The following is a 13,819-nucleotide window of genomic DNA, read 5'->3' on the forward strand; positions in this document are numbered from 1 at the left end:
GATATTCGGTGGATCTGGCTCTGGCGCATGGTCAGCGGATATTTGGGGTGATCCTGCCCTCGAATGTGATAGCGAATGCGTTCAAAGCTCCTTTCCACCTTGCTGCTTGGTCGTTGGGGAAGTGTCCTCGCGCTCGCACAGCCCGGCGGAAGCGTCGAGAGATTCGATCGCGTTCGTCGAGCAGATCACTCGCCTTATCTCGGTGTCGTAGAGCCTGTTGCAGAATGCGTGTCGTCGGGACTGATCGTGACGCTCGTCTGGAAAAATTGGGTATGGCCAAGGGATATCGTGGTGAGTTCGCCGAGTTGAGCGAGTTTGTGTTCGGCTCCGGCGAGGCGGATGCGGAGTCCTTCGACTTCGCCGAGCCAGCCTTCGCGGTGGGCTTCGTCGATGCGGGCGAGCAGGTTGTCGCGGACCTCGGTGAGTCGGCCGCGTTGCTGGGGGTCCGGTCGCAGTAGTGGGCAACGCAGGCAGGAGTGCTCATGGATGCAGGGGGTGCTGTAGGCGCGTCCGCAGGTGCCGAGAGGACCTTGCGGTGTTCGAAATGCCCAAGGAACTCGTTCCATTCGGTGTCGGTGGGAGTGCGGTATTCCTCGCCGGGCCGCAGGGCGCGGCGGCGGGCAAGGAAGGCGCGGTGGCCGGTGATGACCTCTGCGGGGTAGACGGCCTTGTAGCCGATGGTGATGTTGATGTCGGGTGGCCGACGACGAGTTGGGCGATATGGGGTGGCATGCCGTTCATGACGGCGTCGGTGATGAAAATGTGGCGGAGGTCGTGCAGCGTCCAGTTTGCGCCCAGCAGCGCGTTGACCCGGGTGAACATGCGGTGTGCCGCGTGATAGGTCAACGGCCGAAACGGCTTGCGAAGCGTCCACCACAACGGGTCGTCGCCTCCCGCGGACACCAGGCCATGCATCTGCTGCTGGTAGAGCCGCAACCACACGAATGCGTCCGGTGGCGCGGGCACCTGCTGTATTCAAGTCACAGAACCGCTAGGCGAGGACGAGGAATACTCCAGGTTACGTACCGCATCCAGCATGTCGGGGCATCTCCGTAGGTCGACCGGATAGCGGTCGACGAATTGCACTCGGCAAAACGTGCCCCGCGCTCGATCCTGCCGGCGCCGGGTGTTCGGCATCGTGAAAGCGGCCGTCGATCGGGCAGGAGCGAAGGTACCTCGCTCTCACGAGGACCCGTCGTAACTCACGGTACGTAGGCTCGGACAGGCGTTACCGAACAGCGGCAAGCCGCGTCTCTGCATTCGCTTGAATGCGAGAAGACCTCGGTCGTGTCCGTTGTCTTGAGCCGAGTCGCCGGCCAGAGTCATGGGCGCGGACTAGGCGCTTTCATCAGAACGGTCAGCGCGGAGGAGGCGTCCTCGATGGCAGTTTCGAAGTGTTCGACGCCGGGGCTGTCGAGGCAGCGGTCGTAGGCCGAGCGGAACAAAGCGGCGCTTACGTCGCCGAGCAAGTGGGCGTCGTGAGCGTCGTATCGACATGTGACAAGGTACTCGGCTACCGCATGAGCAACGCAGGCTAGTTTGGTGCGTTCTCGTTCTCGCAGTTCGTCGCTCTCGGCGATGATCGAACGCCGTCGGGTTTGGTCGTCTGCGGTGTGCAGGATGAATTCGCCCACTTCCGCCAGCGTGTTCATGACAACGTCAACGGGTGGCATTGTGGTGTCTGCTCGTTCGAACCGATCGCGTAGCGCAGTAGACAGCGTGTCTGATCCAGCGAACAGCACTTCCTTCTTGTCTGGAAAGTAGCGGAAGAAGGTTCGACGTGTCAGGCCCGCCGACTCGGCGATCTGCGTGACAGTAACGGAGTCGTACCCGTATGTGGCGAACAGTTCGAGCGCCGCTCGTCGAAGGCGAGATTCGGCTTCGGGATCCCAGCGTGCCATGTCGCGACCATACACTCTGATGTCCCAGAGTGTCATCGCCGTGGTACCGTGATGTCACGCAGTGCCATCACGGTAGGATGATCGACAGCTTCATGGAGGCCGGCATGAACCGCACGCCTGCTACCTGGATTCTGGGAGCAACCGGGCGCATCGGAAGCGCGGTCGTGCAGCGCCTCGCTGCCGAGGACGACCGGGCACCGGTACTGGTCGGCCGCAGTGTAGACGGGCTGAACCGAGTTGCGGGCGCCCTGCCCGGGTCAGTGAGGACTCTTGTCATTCCGACCCACGAGGCGTTGCTCGAGCGCCTGCGACGGGACCGACCAGCCATCGTCGTCAACGCTATGGGCCGGTACGCGCAGACCGCCGTCGAGATTGCGCGAGCGTGCATGCCCGGCGGGCTCTACGTCGATGTTGCGAATGACCTGATCTCGATACCCGCGCTTGTCGCTCTGAATCAGGAGGCGGCCGATTCCGGGAGCACACTCATCACCGGTGCTGGATTCGGGGTTGTCGCAACAGAATCTATCGTGTTTTCGTTGTGCAGCAATGCGACCGTGCCGATTCATGTTCAGGTGGACGCACTCGCGTCGGTAGCGACCGAGGCCGGGTCGATTGGGGAAGCGTTCGCCGCGACCACGATGGACGTCATCACGACCGGCGGGCGCAAGTATCGCGACGGCCGAATCGTTCGCACGCGTCTGGGTTCGGATCCGCAGCGATTAACCCTGCCGGACGGCACAACCGTTGTGTCGGCGGCCGTCCCATCGGGTGAGCTGCATGCGGCGAGGGCTGCGAGTGGTGCGCCCTCGATTGTCGTGACGTCGGCGCTCGCACCGACCGGCTATGTCGTGCGCGCCGCGCTACCGGCGCTCGGCAAACTGTTGTCCATCGAAAGTGTGCGCCGCTTCGCGGTGCGGCAGTTCGCTTCGACGAGAATCAAAGCTGCTCCACGTCCTCGTCCTCACTCCTGGGGTCACGCGGTGGTCGAGTGGGCCGACGGGGCACGCAAGGAAGGGTGGCTACGAGCCGACGACGGCATGATGTATACGGTCGGTGTAATCGATGCGGTCATCCGACGTCTCCTGAGCGGCTCGGCTCCTGTTGGGGCCTTCACTCCCGCCGCGGCGTTCGGTCCCAACATTTCAGTCGAGGCGGGTGGCCTCTTCCTTGCCGACCACCCCGGCTCAGCCATCTGAACGGCCCTGCTAACGAACGGCTCGACGCTCGCCCGACAACTATCACATACGGACTTGTGGCATTGGGTTCGACCACCCCGATGGATTGCGTCGACCGGGTGCCGGATGCGAGGTCGACGGCGGCGACTCGGGACCGAAGGACGACACCTGCTTCGGCTGCACCGTAGTTCGAAATGTTCGGTAGGGCGATGGATCCGCCTGCGGACAACGTGGTGCGGTGCGAAAGCCCGGATCACGAAGCAGTCCGACCTCGAGTAGATGTTGTGGACTGGCCCCTTTTGTCGACGCCGGCTCGAATCGACCCCAGTGGCCTTCCAACAGTAATTACGGATGCGCGCCTCCGCACGACTCGAACCATTTAGTCAAAATACCCCACCAATATCATGGTTGTTACGTTGAGCGAAACAGCATTTGGCTGCAAATACCCCTGACTAACAGCAAATCTCATTCCTTGGCGAGTGCTTCCGGTGCCGACATCCACGACAGATTCGGCCGGCAGGTGCAGTTGTAGTTGGTACTGGGGACGCCTCGCGTGGAAAGGTGAATCTAACGTCCTGATCGACCCGACATCGCCCAAACTTTGATATCAAACGATTGACTATCTCTCGTTAGGCGTGCCAAGGTTGTGCCATGTAAGCCCTCTGGCAGTTCGGCCATCTGCTTTCATGGACTGCTCCGGCTGACGCCCACGATGGCTGAGCGGTTCTCACCGAACGGATCTTCATGCGACGAATACTTGACCTCTCAATGACCCTGCAGAACGATATTCCCTCGGATCCCCCCGGATACGAATACTGCATCACCTATACCAGCCATCAGGACACCGTGCCGACGTTGAAGCGTCGATACCCTGGCCTCGAAGCCTCCGACCTACCCAATGCTGAAGCCTTCGCGTTGGAAACCGTGCATCTTTCCACCCATAACGGAACTCACGTCGACTCTCCATGGCACTATTCTTCGCTGCTCGAGGACGGCAGCAAGCCCCGAGGAATCGACGAGATGCCGCTGGACTGGTTCTTCAGACCAGGCGTCAAGCTCGACTTCCGTCACCTCGCCGACGGCTATGTGGTCACTCCGAATGACATCGAACAGGAGCTCGCGCGGATCGACTATTCGCTCCGACCGTTCGACATCGTGGTTGTCAACACGTCGGCTGCCGAGAAGTTCGGAACAGAGGAATATTCGGAGAGTGGTTGTGGGATAGGAAGAGACGCAACCCTCTTCCTGTRCGATCAGGGCGTACGGGTAGTCGGCACAGACGCCTGGGGATGGGACGCGCCCTACAAGTACGTGGCCGAACGGTACGCGCGTGACGGAGACCCCTCGATCATCTGGGAGGGGCACAAAGCCGGCCGTACAGTCGAATACTGCCAAATCGAGAAGCTTCGATACCTCGAACAGCTTCCCCCACACGGGTTCCAGATAGCCGCATTCCCTGTCAAAATCTTTGCCGCCTCGGGCGGGTGGACCAGGGCCGTCGCCATCTTCGACGAGCCTTGACAGTCGTCCGGCGCACCAAAATTACGAAAGAGAGAACACCTATGACAGACACAGTAACGACACCGAGTATGAGCCACCTCGAGCGGGCAGCGTCGAGCTTCGACAGCTACAAGGAAAAGTATCAGAGCATCTCGATGGTCCGGTCCGACGATGGAGTACTCGAAGTCACGTTACACACCGACGGCGGACCTCTCCAGTGGAGTCTGCTCGCACACAACGAACTCGAAGATGCGTTCCTGCAGATCGGTCGAGATCGGGACAACGATGTCATCATCCTCACCGGGACCGGTGACTACTTCAGCGGGCCGGCAATCAAGCCTGGAGAACACCCTAACCGCAACACCATGACGCCAGATATCTACGACCCCATCTACTTCGAGGGTAAGCATTTGCTGCCGAACCTCTTGTCCATTGAAGCCCCGATCATTTCCGCGATCAACGGTCCAGCAGTGAGACACGCAGAAATCCCCCTCGTGTCGGATATCGTCCTCGCGTCAGACGACACCTATTTTCAAGACACAGCTCACTTCGCCGGTGGCATGGTGCCGGGAGACGGCATGCACATTGTGATGCCACTTCTGATGGGGGTCACTCGCGGGCGATACTTCTTGATGACTGGGCAGAAAGTGACTGCCCCGGAGGCGTTCTCGATCGGGTTTGTCAACGAAGTGTTGCCGAAGGGGGACGTGCTCGCCCGCGCTCACGCTCTTGCTCGGCAACTTCTGCTGCAGCCGCGCCTCGTGCGCAGGTACACCAGAACTGCACTCACCGAAGACCTGCGGGCGCGCATGCACGGACTCCTCGGATACGGCCTAGCTCTCGAAGGGCTGGCCAGAATGAAGGTTTGATCGCCGTTTTGGTCAAACTGTAATTCGAGCCGAAAGCCGCACCCCGATGGTAAAGAAGTCGCAGCCGTACCCCAAGACCGACGCGTTCACGTTCGTCAGTGGAGCATCGACCTATGTTGACGATGCGCGCCCTCCGAACATGCTGTACATGGCAGTCGCACGAAGCACCGTGGCCCACGCACGGTTGCTTGAGGTCGACCTCACGGGCGCGCGTCGGGTCGACGGCGTGGTGCGAGCTATGGAGGGGAGAGAGGCTGCCACATACATGGGTCCTCTCCCATACAGCTTCGGTGAGCCCGAACTGATCGGTGGGCGACGGAGCGTCATGACGGCACTCCCCGTCGAAAGCGTGAGATTCGTCGGAGAACCGATTGCAGTCGTGGTGGCCGAGACGCGCCGTGCGGCCATGGAGGGCGCGGCGGCGGTCACCGCCGAGTACGAGGAGGTACCCGCGGTGACCGACCCCAACGTGTTTCAGAGGCATCGGCTCAACGACCGACTGTCGCCGGAACTCGAGGACCGCGTCATCGCGACAAACGTATTCAAGTGCGGCGATGTAGGCACAGCACTCATGGTGGCCGCTCATACCAAAAACTTTCGCTTCTCGATGCAGCGGAGCTCGACGGCACCCATAGAACCACGCGGTTACGTCGCATCCTGGTCGGAGGAGGACGGGCGCTTGACGCTCCACGCGTCGCACCAGCAGCCTTTTCAGTTACGGGGTCAGTTGTCGACGATCTTGGGCATCGATGAGGGTGCGATTCGTGTCGTGGTCAACTCAGTCGGTGGCTCCTTCGGTTTGAAGATGGCTGGGTCGGTCGAGGAGCCGCTCGTGTGCCTGATGACTATGCTCACCGGTCGGCCGGTCAAGTGGATTGAAAGTCGCAGCGAGTGCTTTCTGGGTGGCGGCCGCGAGCAACTTCACGAAGTGACTGTAGGTTTCGACGAACTCGGCACGGTCACTGTCTTCGCTGACAGGATGGTCATTCCGGTCGGTGCCGAATCGACGTCGCCCGGCTGGCGGCAGGCTTTCGTCGCCGCGGCCAGCTTTCCAACCGCGTACCGAATCGACAACGTGGCCATCGAATCCTTGGTGGTCGAGACGAACGAGCCCCCGTGGCATTCGTTGCGTGGCTTCGGAAAAGAAGGACCGATCCTGGTGATGGAACGCACCATGGACCTAATAGCCCGATACCTTGATGTGGACCCCGTGCTCATCCGGCGCCGTAATCTACTGAGCTCGGGCGCCTTTCCGCACCGGATGCCGTCTGGATACCTCATCGACAGCGGTAATTTCGCAGGCGTACTGGACGAGGTTCTGTCACTGTCCGATTACGAACAACTCCGCAAGGCGGCTCGGGAGAACGACGACACCGAAGTACTCGAAGGCGTCGGGATTGCCTTCGAGATCACGCCAGAAGGAGGAGGGCACGCGTCAGGTCGCCTGTCGGAGGGAGTTGCGCCGACGTACGCAGCAAATGAATCAGCCACCGTGGCAATGGATGTCACCGGACACGTTCATGTTTACAGCGGTGTCACCAGTCCTGGAGGGGGAGGTGAAACATCCCTCGCGATGTTGGCTGCCGACGTGCTCGGGCTCACCAGGGACGACATCACTGTCGTGCAGGGCGATACCGACATCGTTCCGGCCGGGACAGGAAACGCCAGCAGTCGTGGTACGGCAGTCGGAGGAGCGGCGGTAGTGCTCGCCGCGCGAGCTCTCGCGACGGAACTGACCGGAATTGCCTCCACACTGACGGGGGTGCCGGCAGCGCAGATCAGGCTCGTTGGCGGTCGAGTGGAGATGCCGTTACAGGCGTCGCTACCCATCTCCGACATCAGTGCCCACGCCCTTGCCTCAGATCCATCGGCATTGAACCACGAGCGCACTTATCATCCTGTCAACACGACGCGTCCCGAGGAAACAATCCCGTACCGGTACAGCTATCCGTACTTCTCCAGCGGCGCCTACGTCGCGCACGTGGCTGTGGACAGGCTGACCGGAAAGATCACGCTGCACGGCTTGACTGCCGTCCACGACTGCGGACGGGTCATCAACGGGGCATTGGTGGAGGGGCAGCTACAAGGAGCAATGGCGATGGGCATTGGAATAGCGCTGTTCGAACACAGTCAATTCGACACCGGCGGGCATTCCCAATCGCGATCGTTCAAAGAGTACATGATCCCGCGGGCGAACGATCTACCGACGTTCACAATAGGTCACTTCGAAACGCTTTCGCCCAATACACTCTTCGGTGCAAAGGGTGCAGGAGAGGCGGGCGTGGGAGGCGCACTCGCGGCAGTGGCCAATGCGGTCGACGATGCCCTCGCACGCTACGGCGTCCAGGCGACGACGTTTCCTCTCACCCCTCCGCGGGTGTTGGAAATGTTGACCGTCGCCAACCGTGAACGATGAGTATGCGAGAAGTCGAATTTCCGCGCAGCGCTGTCGAAGCTGCACGATCACTGCAACGCCACCTCTCGGACGGGCGAGCAACGCTGGTGATCGGCGGCGGGACCCTCACTGTTCCATCCCTCTCCCAGGGGTACACGACGCCGTCCCGGATCATTGACCTCGGACGGATCGGGGCCCACGAAATCACGCTGAGCACGACCGAGATACACGTCGGCGCACTGGTCACCTACCAACAACTGATCTTGTCACCGATCATTCGCCGTGAACTTCGTATCCTGCACCTGATGGCCAGTGGCATCACCGGCGGCATCCAGATTCGTAACCAAGGAACGCTAGGAGGCGCTGCGTGTGCAGCACGGCCACATTCGGATGCGCCGGCGGTCTTGACTGCACTCGGCGCGCAGATGATTGTCCAATCATCGGTGGCTCAACGGCGAGTGGCGTCCGCCGACTTCTTCGTCGGTGCCGAGCGCAACGCCATGTGCGATGCCGAAATCCTCTCCGGGATTTGCTTTCCCCGGAAGTCCTACGGAATGCGTACCGCGTACTACAAGTTGAAGTTCGCCGAATCGTCGTGGCCGGTGGTTACCGCGTCGTGTCTACTTCCTCCGTCCGACACCGACGGATCGCAAACCAGGGGACTGCTGGTGTTGGGCGGGCTGGCGACGGTCCCGGTGGTAGTTCCCATCCAGCGCCGGGAGCAACACTTCGACGAGCACGCAGCGATCGCTGCGGTGCGAGACGCAGTCGAGACCCTTCCTCCCGAAAACCTGTGGTCGGATCTCAGAGCCCCGTCTGACTACCGGCGTCAGGTTGCGCCCGAGATAGCTCGCCGTGCTCTGCGGTTGGCACAGACAGCTGCGGGAGGTACCCGATGACGGATCAGCGTGTGAACTTGGTCGTAAACGGCAAAGCTGAGGCGGCCACGGTCCCGAGCGATGCCATCCTGGTGGATGTTCTGCGCGAAAACTTCGGCCTCAAGGGTGTGCGCGTCGGCTGCCGAAACGGGGATTGCGGCACGTGTACGGCATCCGTCGACAACGTCTGCGTGAAAACCTGCATGATTTTCGCGGGACGAGTCGACGGACAGACAATCCGGACCATCGAGAGCCTTGGCACAGAACACGAACCCAGTCCAGTGCAGCGGGCTTTCATGGAGTGCTACTCGTTTCAGTGTGGATTTTGCTTACCGGGCATGATTCTCTCGGCAACCGACCTGTTGGAACGGCAACCGAACCCGTCGGATGCCGAAATCCGAGACACATTGAGTGGGAACCTCTGCCGATGCACCGGGTACGACAATTTTGTACGGGGTGTCAGACGCGCGTCCGACATCATGCGCGAGGCCGACATGGCTCGACCGGAGTACGGAGGGGCTACCGCGTGTTCGCAATAGCCGACGAATTCTTGAGCGCGCTCGAACGGAACGAACCGCTCGCCGTGGCAACGGTGATCGACGTTGACGGTAGTGCACCGCGCGCCCTCGGCACATCGATGGCTGTCGACGCACAAGGGAGAGTCGTCGGGAGCCTCTCCGGCGGCTGCTTCGAAGGTGCCATCTACGAGGCGTGTCTGGATGTACTAAGCACTGGCAGGCCATGGGTGGAGGAGTTCGGTCTGGCAGGTGATGATCCATTCGCAGTCGGGCTGTCCTGCGGTGGACGAATACGTGTGTGCATACAGAAATTTCACAACGACAGAGAGGGCGGTGCCGTCGCACACCAACTGAGTCTGGCTCGCAGCGGGAAACCGGCCGGCCCCGCAGTGGTCGTCGACGCTGGCACTCAGTGTGTCGCCGTCGTATCGCTCTCACTCGAAATCGATCGTGATTCGAGCGACCGTTTGCGCCCTACCGTGCACGGTCGTGTCGCGCGTGCGCTGCGCACAAGCATGAGGGCAGGGAGAAGCTCGACGACGACGTTCAACTGCGACGGCGAGATGTTCGATGTCTGCTGTCTGATTCAAGCACCATCACCGCGAATGATAGTCTTCGGTGCGGTCGACTTCGCCGGCGCCCTATCACGTGCGGCACGACCACTCGGGTACCGGGTGACCATCTGTGACGCACGACCTCGGTTCGCCGTCCAGCTCCGATTTCCCGACGCGGAGGTCGTGGAGAGGTGGCCTCTCGACTATCTTGCGGAGGCAGCTGTCAACGAGCGGACGGTGGTGTACATCGTGCCCCACGACGACACGTTCGATGTTCCGTTGATCGAACTCGCGTTGAAGCTTCCTGTTCGTTATGCCGGGGCAATGGGTTCTCGCATCACACACGAGCGCCGCTTGACCGCCCTCCTCGAGCGTGGCCACACCCATCGAGAACTGCCCACTCTGCATTCGCGGTCGCGCTCGGCCTCGGCGCAGAAACAGCGGAAGAGAAAGCAATTTCGATCCTTGCCCAGATTCTGGCGACGAGATCCGCTGCCTCATGCAAGGCGCTGAGTGTTTGTTTGGGACCGATTCACCCGAGGCCGTCAATCGCTGAAGCGTTCGACGCGACGCGCCGCGCCCATGACACGGTCCCGATTCAGATGAGACAACCTGCCCAGACCGGGTAGGACAATGTTCGACCGAGCAGAGTGGAGCAAGTCGCATGACCATCGAAGGTTTGGAGTTCGACAACGTCGCCGTCTCCGTCACCGACCTGGCGAAATCACTCGAATGGTACCAACGGGTCTTCGGATTCGAAGTGGTCTATCGAACGTTCAGCACCGTGGTGGACGCCGAGTTGGTGATCATCGAGCGAGACGGAGCTCGAATAGAGTTGCTCTCTCAACGACGGGCTCGCCTTCACCCAGATGCTCCGATCGTCCCTGGACCGCACCTGCGCACCAGCGGCCTCAAAGCCATTGTGTTCAGGACCGACGACCTGGAGGCCATCACCGCCTACCTGGAGTCGTGTGACGTGACGTTCGAATGGAAGGTGCAGACACTGTCGGCGGACGGACTCAGATCCACCATGGTCCGCGACCCCGATGGGATATTGATCAACATTCTCACCTATCCCACCACCTCCCCTGCCTTCCGAGCTATATGCCCCTGACCGTCAGAACGGTGACCGGAGTCGGAGCGTGGCACAATGACAGCTGAAAGAATTCAAGCCGCGACGCACAGCGAGGACGCCGACCGACGACGGCGGCCGACGTTGGCAGATGTCGCGCGCCTGGCGAGCGTAGACGTCAGTTTGGTCTCGCGGGTCCTTCGCGACGATCCGAAGGGGTTCGCATCAGAGGACACTCGCGCCAGAATCAAGCACGCCGCAAAGACTCTCGGATACCGCGCCAACGCATCCGCACGCGGCCTGCGGAACTCCAAGACCAAGACATTCGGCTTGCTGTTGCCGGGATTCACCAGCCCCGTGTACTCCTCGATCGCCCAGGGTGTCGAGCAACAGGCGAAAAAACGCGGGTACGGACTGGTCCTGGGTACTCACGCCGCTGGGGATCCACACGAAACCATCACCGACATGCTGATGCACGGACGCGTGGACGCGATGATGGTCGCCTCCGGGCAGATCGAAGACGAGTCCTTGCGCGAGCTGGTCGAGCGGGCGCCGAGATCGGTAGTTTTGGTAAATCGCCAAGTCCGTGGGGTATCTGCGAGCGTCGTTCTACGCGACAGTGACGCCGCGGCGCTAGCTGTGAGCCATCTCTTCGAACTTCGTCATCGTTCGGTCTGTGGAATCTTCGGTTCGCACACGCTCGACACGATGGTGCGGCGCAGAAGCGGCTTCTTGGCTGCGTGTGAAAAGCAGGCAATCACCGGAACCACGATCGAAGTTCGGGACCGCGACTACGCTGCGGGTTACGAGGGGGCACTTCGCGCACTGCGCCACAGTTCGGCTCCGACTGCTCTCATCGCCGGGACTTTCCCAATGGGAGTCGGTGCTTTGGCGGCGGTACGTGACGCAGGAATTATTGTGCCGGATGATGTTTCGGTGCTAGCTTTGCACACCGATCAGCTGGCTGACTTTCTTTCTCCGCGCCTGTCCACCGTTTCCCTGCCCACATGGCAACTCGGAGCCGAGGCAGTCGAACTTGCGACAGTGCTTGCCGAAGGTGGGACACCGCGCCGCATCGTCGTTCCGGACCCACCGAGACTCCTTCTACGCGATTCCACCGCTGCGGCACGCGTCCACTGACAGACTCACAAACACACTTCGGCACTATGACCACGTTGATATCAAACGATTGACCCGGGGCAATGGTGTGTCTACCGTCATAGTTGACAGATCGACAGTTCTACGAATTCGGTCCGAAACATAAAACGCAGAGCCAGCTTTCGCGGCCAGGCCTCGCCTTCCTGCGTCCTGCCGCCGGCCGTCCGAATTCACCCGCTTCTCGTTCGCGTGCCGAGTCCAACCGGGAACGCGATCTCACTATTCGCCGCGGTTACGCGTCTCCGCGCCCTAGCATTCTCGCAAGGAGGGCCCCAATGCCATCGTCAAGCTTGAACCCCACCCAAGTGTCCGAGATCGGTGTTCCTGCAGAACGTTTTCGCACCCTACTTGGTGCCGGTGTGGGTAATACTCTCGAATGGTACGACTGGAGCGTCTACGCGATCTTTGCGCCGTTCTTCGCGACTCAATTCTTCGTCGGAACCAGCCCGACCGCTGCGTTGTTGTCCACTCTCGCCATCTTCGCCGTCGGGTTCATCATGCGTCCGATCGGCGGCTTCTTCTTCGGATGGTTGGCCGACCGCCGTGGACGTCGGTTCTCGATGACCGCATCAATGCTTCTCATGGCGGCCGGCAGCCTCGTCATCGGTGTCGCACCGAGTCACACACATATCGGCATTTGGGCAGCCGTACTCCTTGTCGCTGCCCGGCTCTCGCAGGGTCTCGCACACGGAGGGGAAATCGCAGCCTCCTACACATACATCGCCGAAATCGCACCCCCCGCTCGGCGCGGGCTCTGGTCGACCAGTCTGTACGTTTCGGTCACCGCAGGCATCGTGCTCGCCACGTTGATCGGTGCAGGCATCACCAGCACCCTAGGTGGCGAGGCCATCGCGAACTGGGCATGGCGAGTTCCGTTTCTCATAGGAGGCCTTCTCGGTCTTGTCGGGCTGTTCCTGCGACGCACCCTTCCTGAAACAGAGGCGTTCACCGAAGAAGCCAAGTCAACCGGTGACGGAACAGAACAATCACGCCAATCGACCCGTGACCTCCTGCGCGGCCTCGCCGCAAACAAAGTCAGCCTAGTGCGAATTGTGGGGCTCACACTCGGTGTAACCGTCGTGTACTACACTTGGGCCATCGGTATCTCGGGCTTCGCGATCAGCGCAAAGGATGTCTCGGCATCGGGAGCTTTATGGGCCAGCGTGATTGCGAACGTGTTCTTCATGCTCACCCTCCCCGTGTGGGGAACTTTGTCCGACCGAGTCGGGCGAAAACCGATCTTTGCCACCTTCAGTATCGCTTTCATTGTGTTGCCGTACCCGCTGTTCGAAGCGCTCAATGACTCTCCAGTTCGACTCGCACTCGTCATGATGGTGGCACTGTTCTTCCTGGGCGCCTTCGTCGGGATCATGCCGGCCTACTTCGCAGAACTGTTTCCTACCGCCGTTCGTGCGTCCGGAATCGGCGTCCCGTACTCGTTCATAGTCGCCATCTTTGGAGGGACTGCGCCTTATGTACTCACATCGCTCGCCGGGAAAGACCTGCAATGGATGTTCGTCCTCTACACTGTCGTCTTGGCTGCAATCGGCTTGGTAACGACCTTGTTCACGCCCGAAACCAAGGGCCGCAAGCTGATTTGACGGGAACAGCCGACAGCGTCGACGCCGATGCGTAGAAAGACCGAACAAGAGAATCTTGGTCCTGGGCGTAGGAGCAGTCGGCGAATGCTTCGGAGCATGACTCACCCAGTCGGGACGGGACGTCACGTTCCTGGCGTGAGCGCCACGCGTCGGAAAACTTCGCTCCACAGGCATCCGGCTACCGACAATCCGAAGGCA

General features: G+C 60.8%; 13 protein-coding genes and 1 pseudogene. 12 read left to right on the plus strand and 2 right to left on the minus strand.

The features are described from left to right. Nucleotides 1-31: 31 nt before the first annotated feature. Nucleotides 32-210 (minus strand): annotated as a pseudogene (locus AC1D1G_RS02490) (transposase); the annotation flags it as partial. Nucleotides 211-224: 14 nt separating this feature from the next. Here AC1D1G_RS02490 and AC1D1G_RS02495 point away from each other — a divergent pair. Both AC1D1G_RS02495 and AC1D1G_RS02500 read left to right on the plus strand, forming a co-directional pair. After that, entirely contained in the window at nt 225-458 is a 234-nt protein-coding gene (locus tag AC1D1G_RS02495) for a hypothetical protein (protein ID WP_477951107.1), read from the plus strand. Nucleotides 459-535: 77 nt separating this feature from the next. After that, nucleotides 536-838 (plus strand): hypothetical protein, encoded by a 303-nt coding sequence (locus AC1D1G_RS02500; RefSeq protein ID WP_477950900.1) that lies wholly within the window; start codon nt 536-538, stop codon nt 836-838. Nucleotides 839-1,322: 484 nt separating this feature from the next. Here the strand turns inward: AC1D1G_RS02500 and AC1D1G_RS02505 are convergent, their stop codons facing one another. Next, on the minus strand, nt 1,323-1,901 hold the full coding sequence (locus AC1D1G_RS02505) for a TetR family transcriptional regulator (protein WP_477950902.1): 579 nt from the start codon (nt 1,899-1,901) through the stop codon (nt 1,323-1,325). A 77-nt stretch (nt 1,902-1,978) separates the two neighbouring features. Here AC1D1G_RS02505 and AC1D1G_RS02510 point away from each other — a divergent pair, with 77 nt between their 5' ends. The 10 genes from AC1D1G_RS02510 (at nt 1,979) to AC1D1G_RS02555 (ending at nt 13,621) form a co-directional block, all read left to right on the plus strand. Continuing rightward, on the plus strand, nt 1,979-3,097 hold the full coding sequence (locus AC1D1G_RS02510) for a saccharopine dehydrogenase NADP-binding domain-containing protein (RefSeq protein ID WP_477950904.1): 1,119 nt from the start codon (nt 1,979-1,981) through the stop codon (nt 3,095-3,097). Nucleotides 3,098-3,820: 723 nt separating this feature from the next. Then, nucleotides 3,821-4,597: a cyclase family protein gene (locus tag AC1D1G_RS02515; RefSeq protein ID WP_477950906.1), complete on the plus strand. Its 777-nt coding sequence runs from the start codon at nt 3,821-3,823 to the stop codon at nt 4,595-4,597. Nucleotides 4,598-4,638: 41 nt separating this feature from the next. After that, entirely contained in the window at nt 4,639-5,445 is an 807-nt protein-coding gene (locus tag AC1D1G_RS02520; protein ID WP_477950908.1) for an enoyl-CoA hydratase/isomerase family protein, read from the plus strand. Nucleotides 5,446-5,491: 46 nt separating this feature from the next. Beyond that, nucleotides 5,492-7,861, plus strand: a complete 2,370-nt coding sequence (locus AC1D1G_RS02525; RefSeq protein ID WP_477950910.1) for a xanthine dehydrogenase family protein molybdopterin-binding subunit — start codon at nt 5,492-5,494, stop codon at nt 7,859-7,861. 2 nt (nt 7,862-7,863) lie between these two features. Next, on the plus strand, nt 7,864-8,739 hold the full coding sequence (locus tag AC1D1G_RS02530) for an FAD binding domain-containing protein (RefSeq protein WP_477950912.1): 876 nt from the start codon (nt 7,864-7,866) through the stop codon (nt 8,737-8,739). Beyond that, a complete protein-coding gene (locus AC1D1G_RS02535; protein ID WP_477950913.1) occupies nt 8,736-9,257 on the plus strand; it encodes a (2Fe-2S)-binding protein in 522 nt (173 codons plus the stop codon). Before AC1D1G_RS02530 ends, AC1D1G_RS02535 begins: the two co-directional genes overlap by 4 nt. Next, nucleotides 9,245-10,303 (plus strand): XdhC family protein, encoded by a 1,059-nt coding sequence (locus AC1D1G_RS02540; RefSeq protein WP_477950915.1) that lies wholly within the window; start codon nt 9,245-9,247, stop codon nt 10,301-10,303. Before AC1D1G_RS02535 ends, AC1D1G_RS02540 begins: the two co-directional genes overlap by 13 nt. Before the next feature lie 151 nt (nt 10,304-10,454). Continuing rightward, the gene (locus AC1D1G_RS02545) at nt 10,455-10,904 is read left to right on the plus strand and encodes a VOC family protein (RefSeq protein WP_477950917.1); all 450 of its coding nucleotides are present in this window, start codon (nt 10,455-10,457) and stop codon (nt 10,902-10,904) included. Between the two features lie 36 nt (nt 10,905-10,940). Next, the gene (locus tag AC1D1G_RS02550; RefSeq protein WP_477950919.1) at nt 10,941-12,002 is read left to right on the plus strand and encodes a LacI family DNA-binding transcriptional regulator; all 1,062 of its coding nucleotides are present in this window, start codon (nt 10,941-10,943) and stop codon (nt 12,000-12,002) included. A 293-nt stretch (nt 12,003-12,295) separates the two neighbouring features. Next, on the plus strand, nt 12,296-13,621 hold the full coding sequence (locus tag AC1D1G_RS02555; RefSeq protein ID WP_477950921.1) for an MFS transporter: 1,326 nt from the start codon (nt 12,296-12,298) through the stop codon (nt 13,619-13,621). Nucleotides 13,622-13,819: the final 198 nt, after the last annotated feature.

Source organism: Rhodococcus sp. P3_B8, from assembly GCF_056402775.1.

Excerpts from the sequence above, each read along its gene's own strand:
- AC1D1G_RS02520 (WP_477950908.1), top strand. The coding sequence starts at position 4,639 with ATGACAGACACAGTAACGACACCGAGTATGAGCCACCTCGAGCGGGCA.
- AC1D1G_RS02545 (WP_477950917.1), top strand. The coding sequence starts at position 10,455 with ATGACCATCGAAGGTTTGGAGTTCGACAACGTCGCCGTCTCCGTCACC.
- AC1D1G_RS02510 (WP_477950904.1), top strand. The coding sequence starts at position 1,979 with ATGATCGACAGCTTCATGGAGGCCGGCATGAACCGCACGCCTGCTACC.
- AC1D1G_RS02505 (WP_477950902.1), bottom strand. The coding sequence starts at position 1,901 with ATGGCACGCTGGGATCCCGAAGCCGAATCTCGCCTTCGACGAGCGGCG.
- AC1D1G_RS02495 (WP_477951107.1), top strand. The coding sequence starts at position 225 with ATGCGTGTCGTCGGGACTGATCGTGACGCTCGTCTGGAAAAATTGGGT.
- AC1D1G_RS02550 (WP_477950919.1), top strand. The coding sequence starts at position 10,941 with ATGACAGCTGAAAGAATTCAAGCCGCGACGCACAGCGAGGACGCCGAC.
- AC1D1G_RS02535 (WP_477950913.1), top strand. The coding sequence starts at position 8,736 with ATGACGGATCAGCGTGTGAACTTGGTCGTAAACGGCAAAGCTGAGGCG.
- AC1D1G_RS02530 (WP_477950912.1), top strand. The coding sequence starts at position 7,864 with ATGCGAGAAGTCGAATTTCCGCGCAGCGCTGTCGAAGCTGCACGATCA.
- AC1D1G_RS02555 (WP_477950921.1), top strand. The coding sequence starts at position 12,296 with ATGCCATCGTCAAGCTTGAACCCCACCCAAGTGTCCGAGATCGGTGTT.
- AC1D1G_RS02525 (WP_477950910.1), top strand. The coding sequence starts at position 5,492 with ATGGTAAAGAAGTCGCAGCCGTACCCCAAGACCGACGCGTTCACGTTC.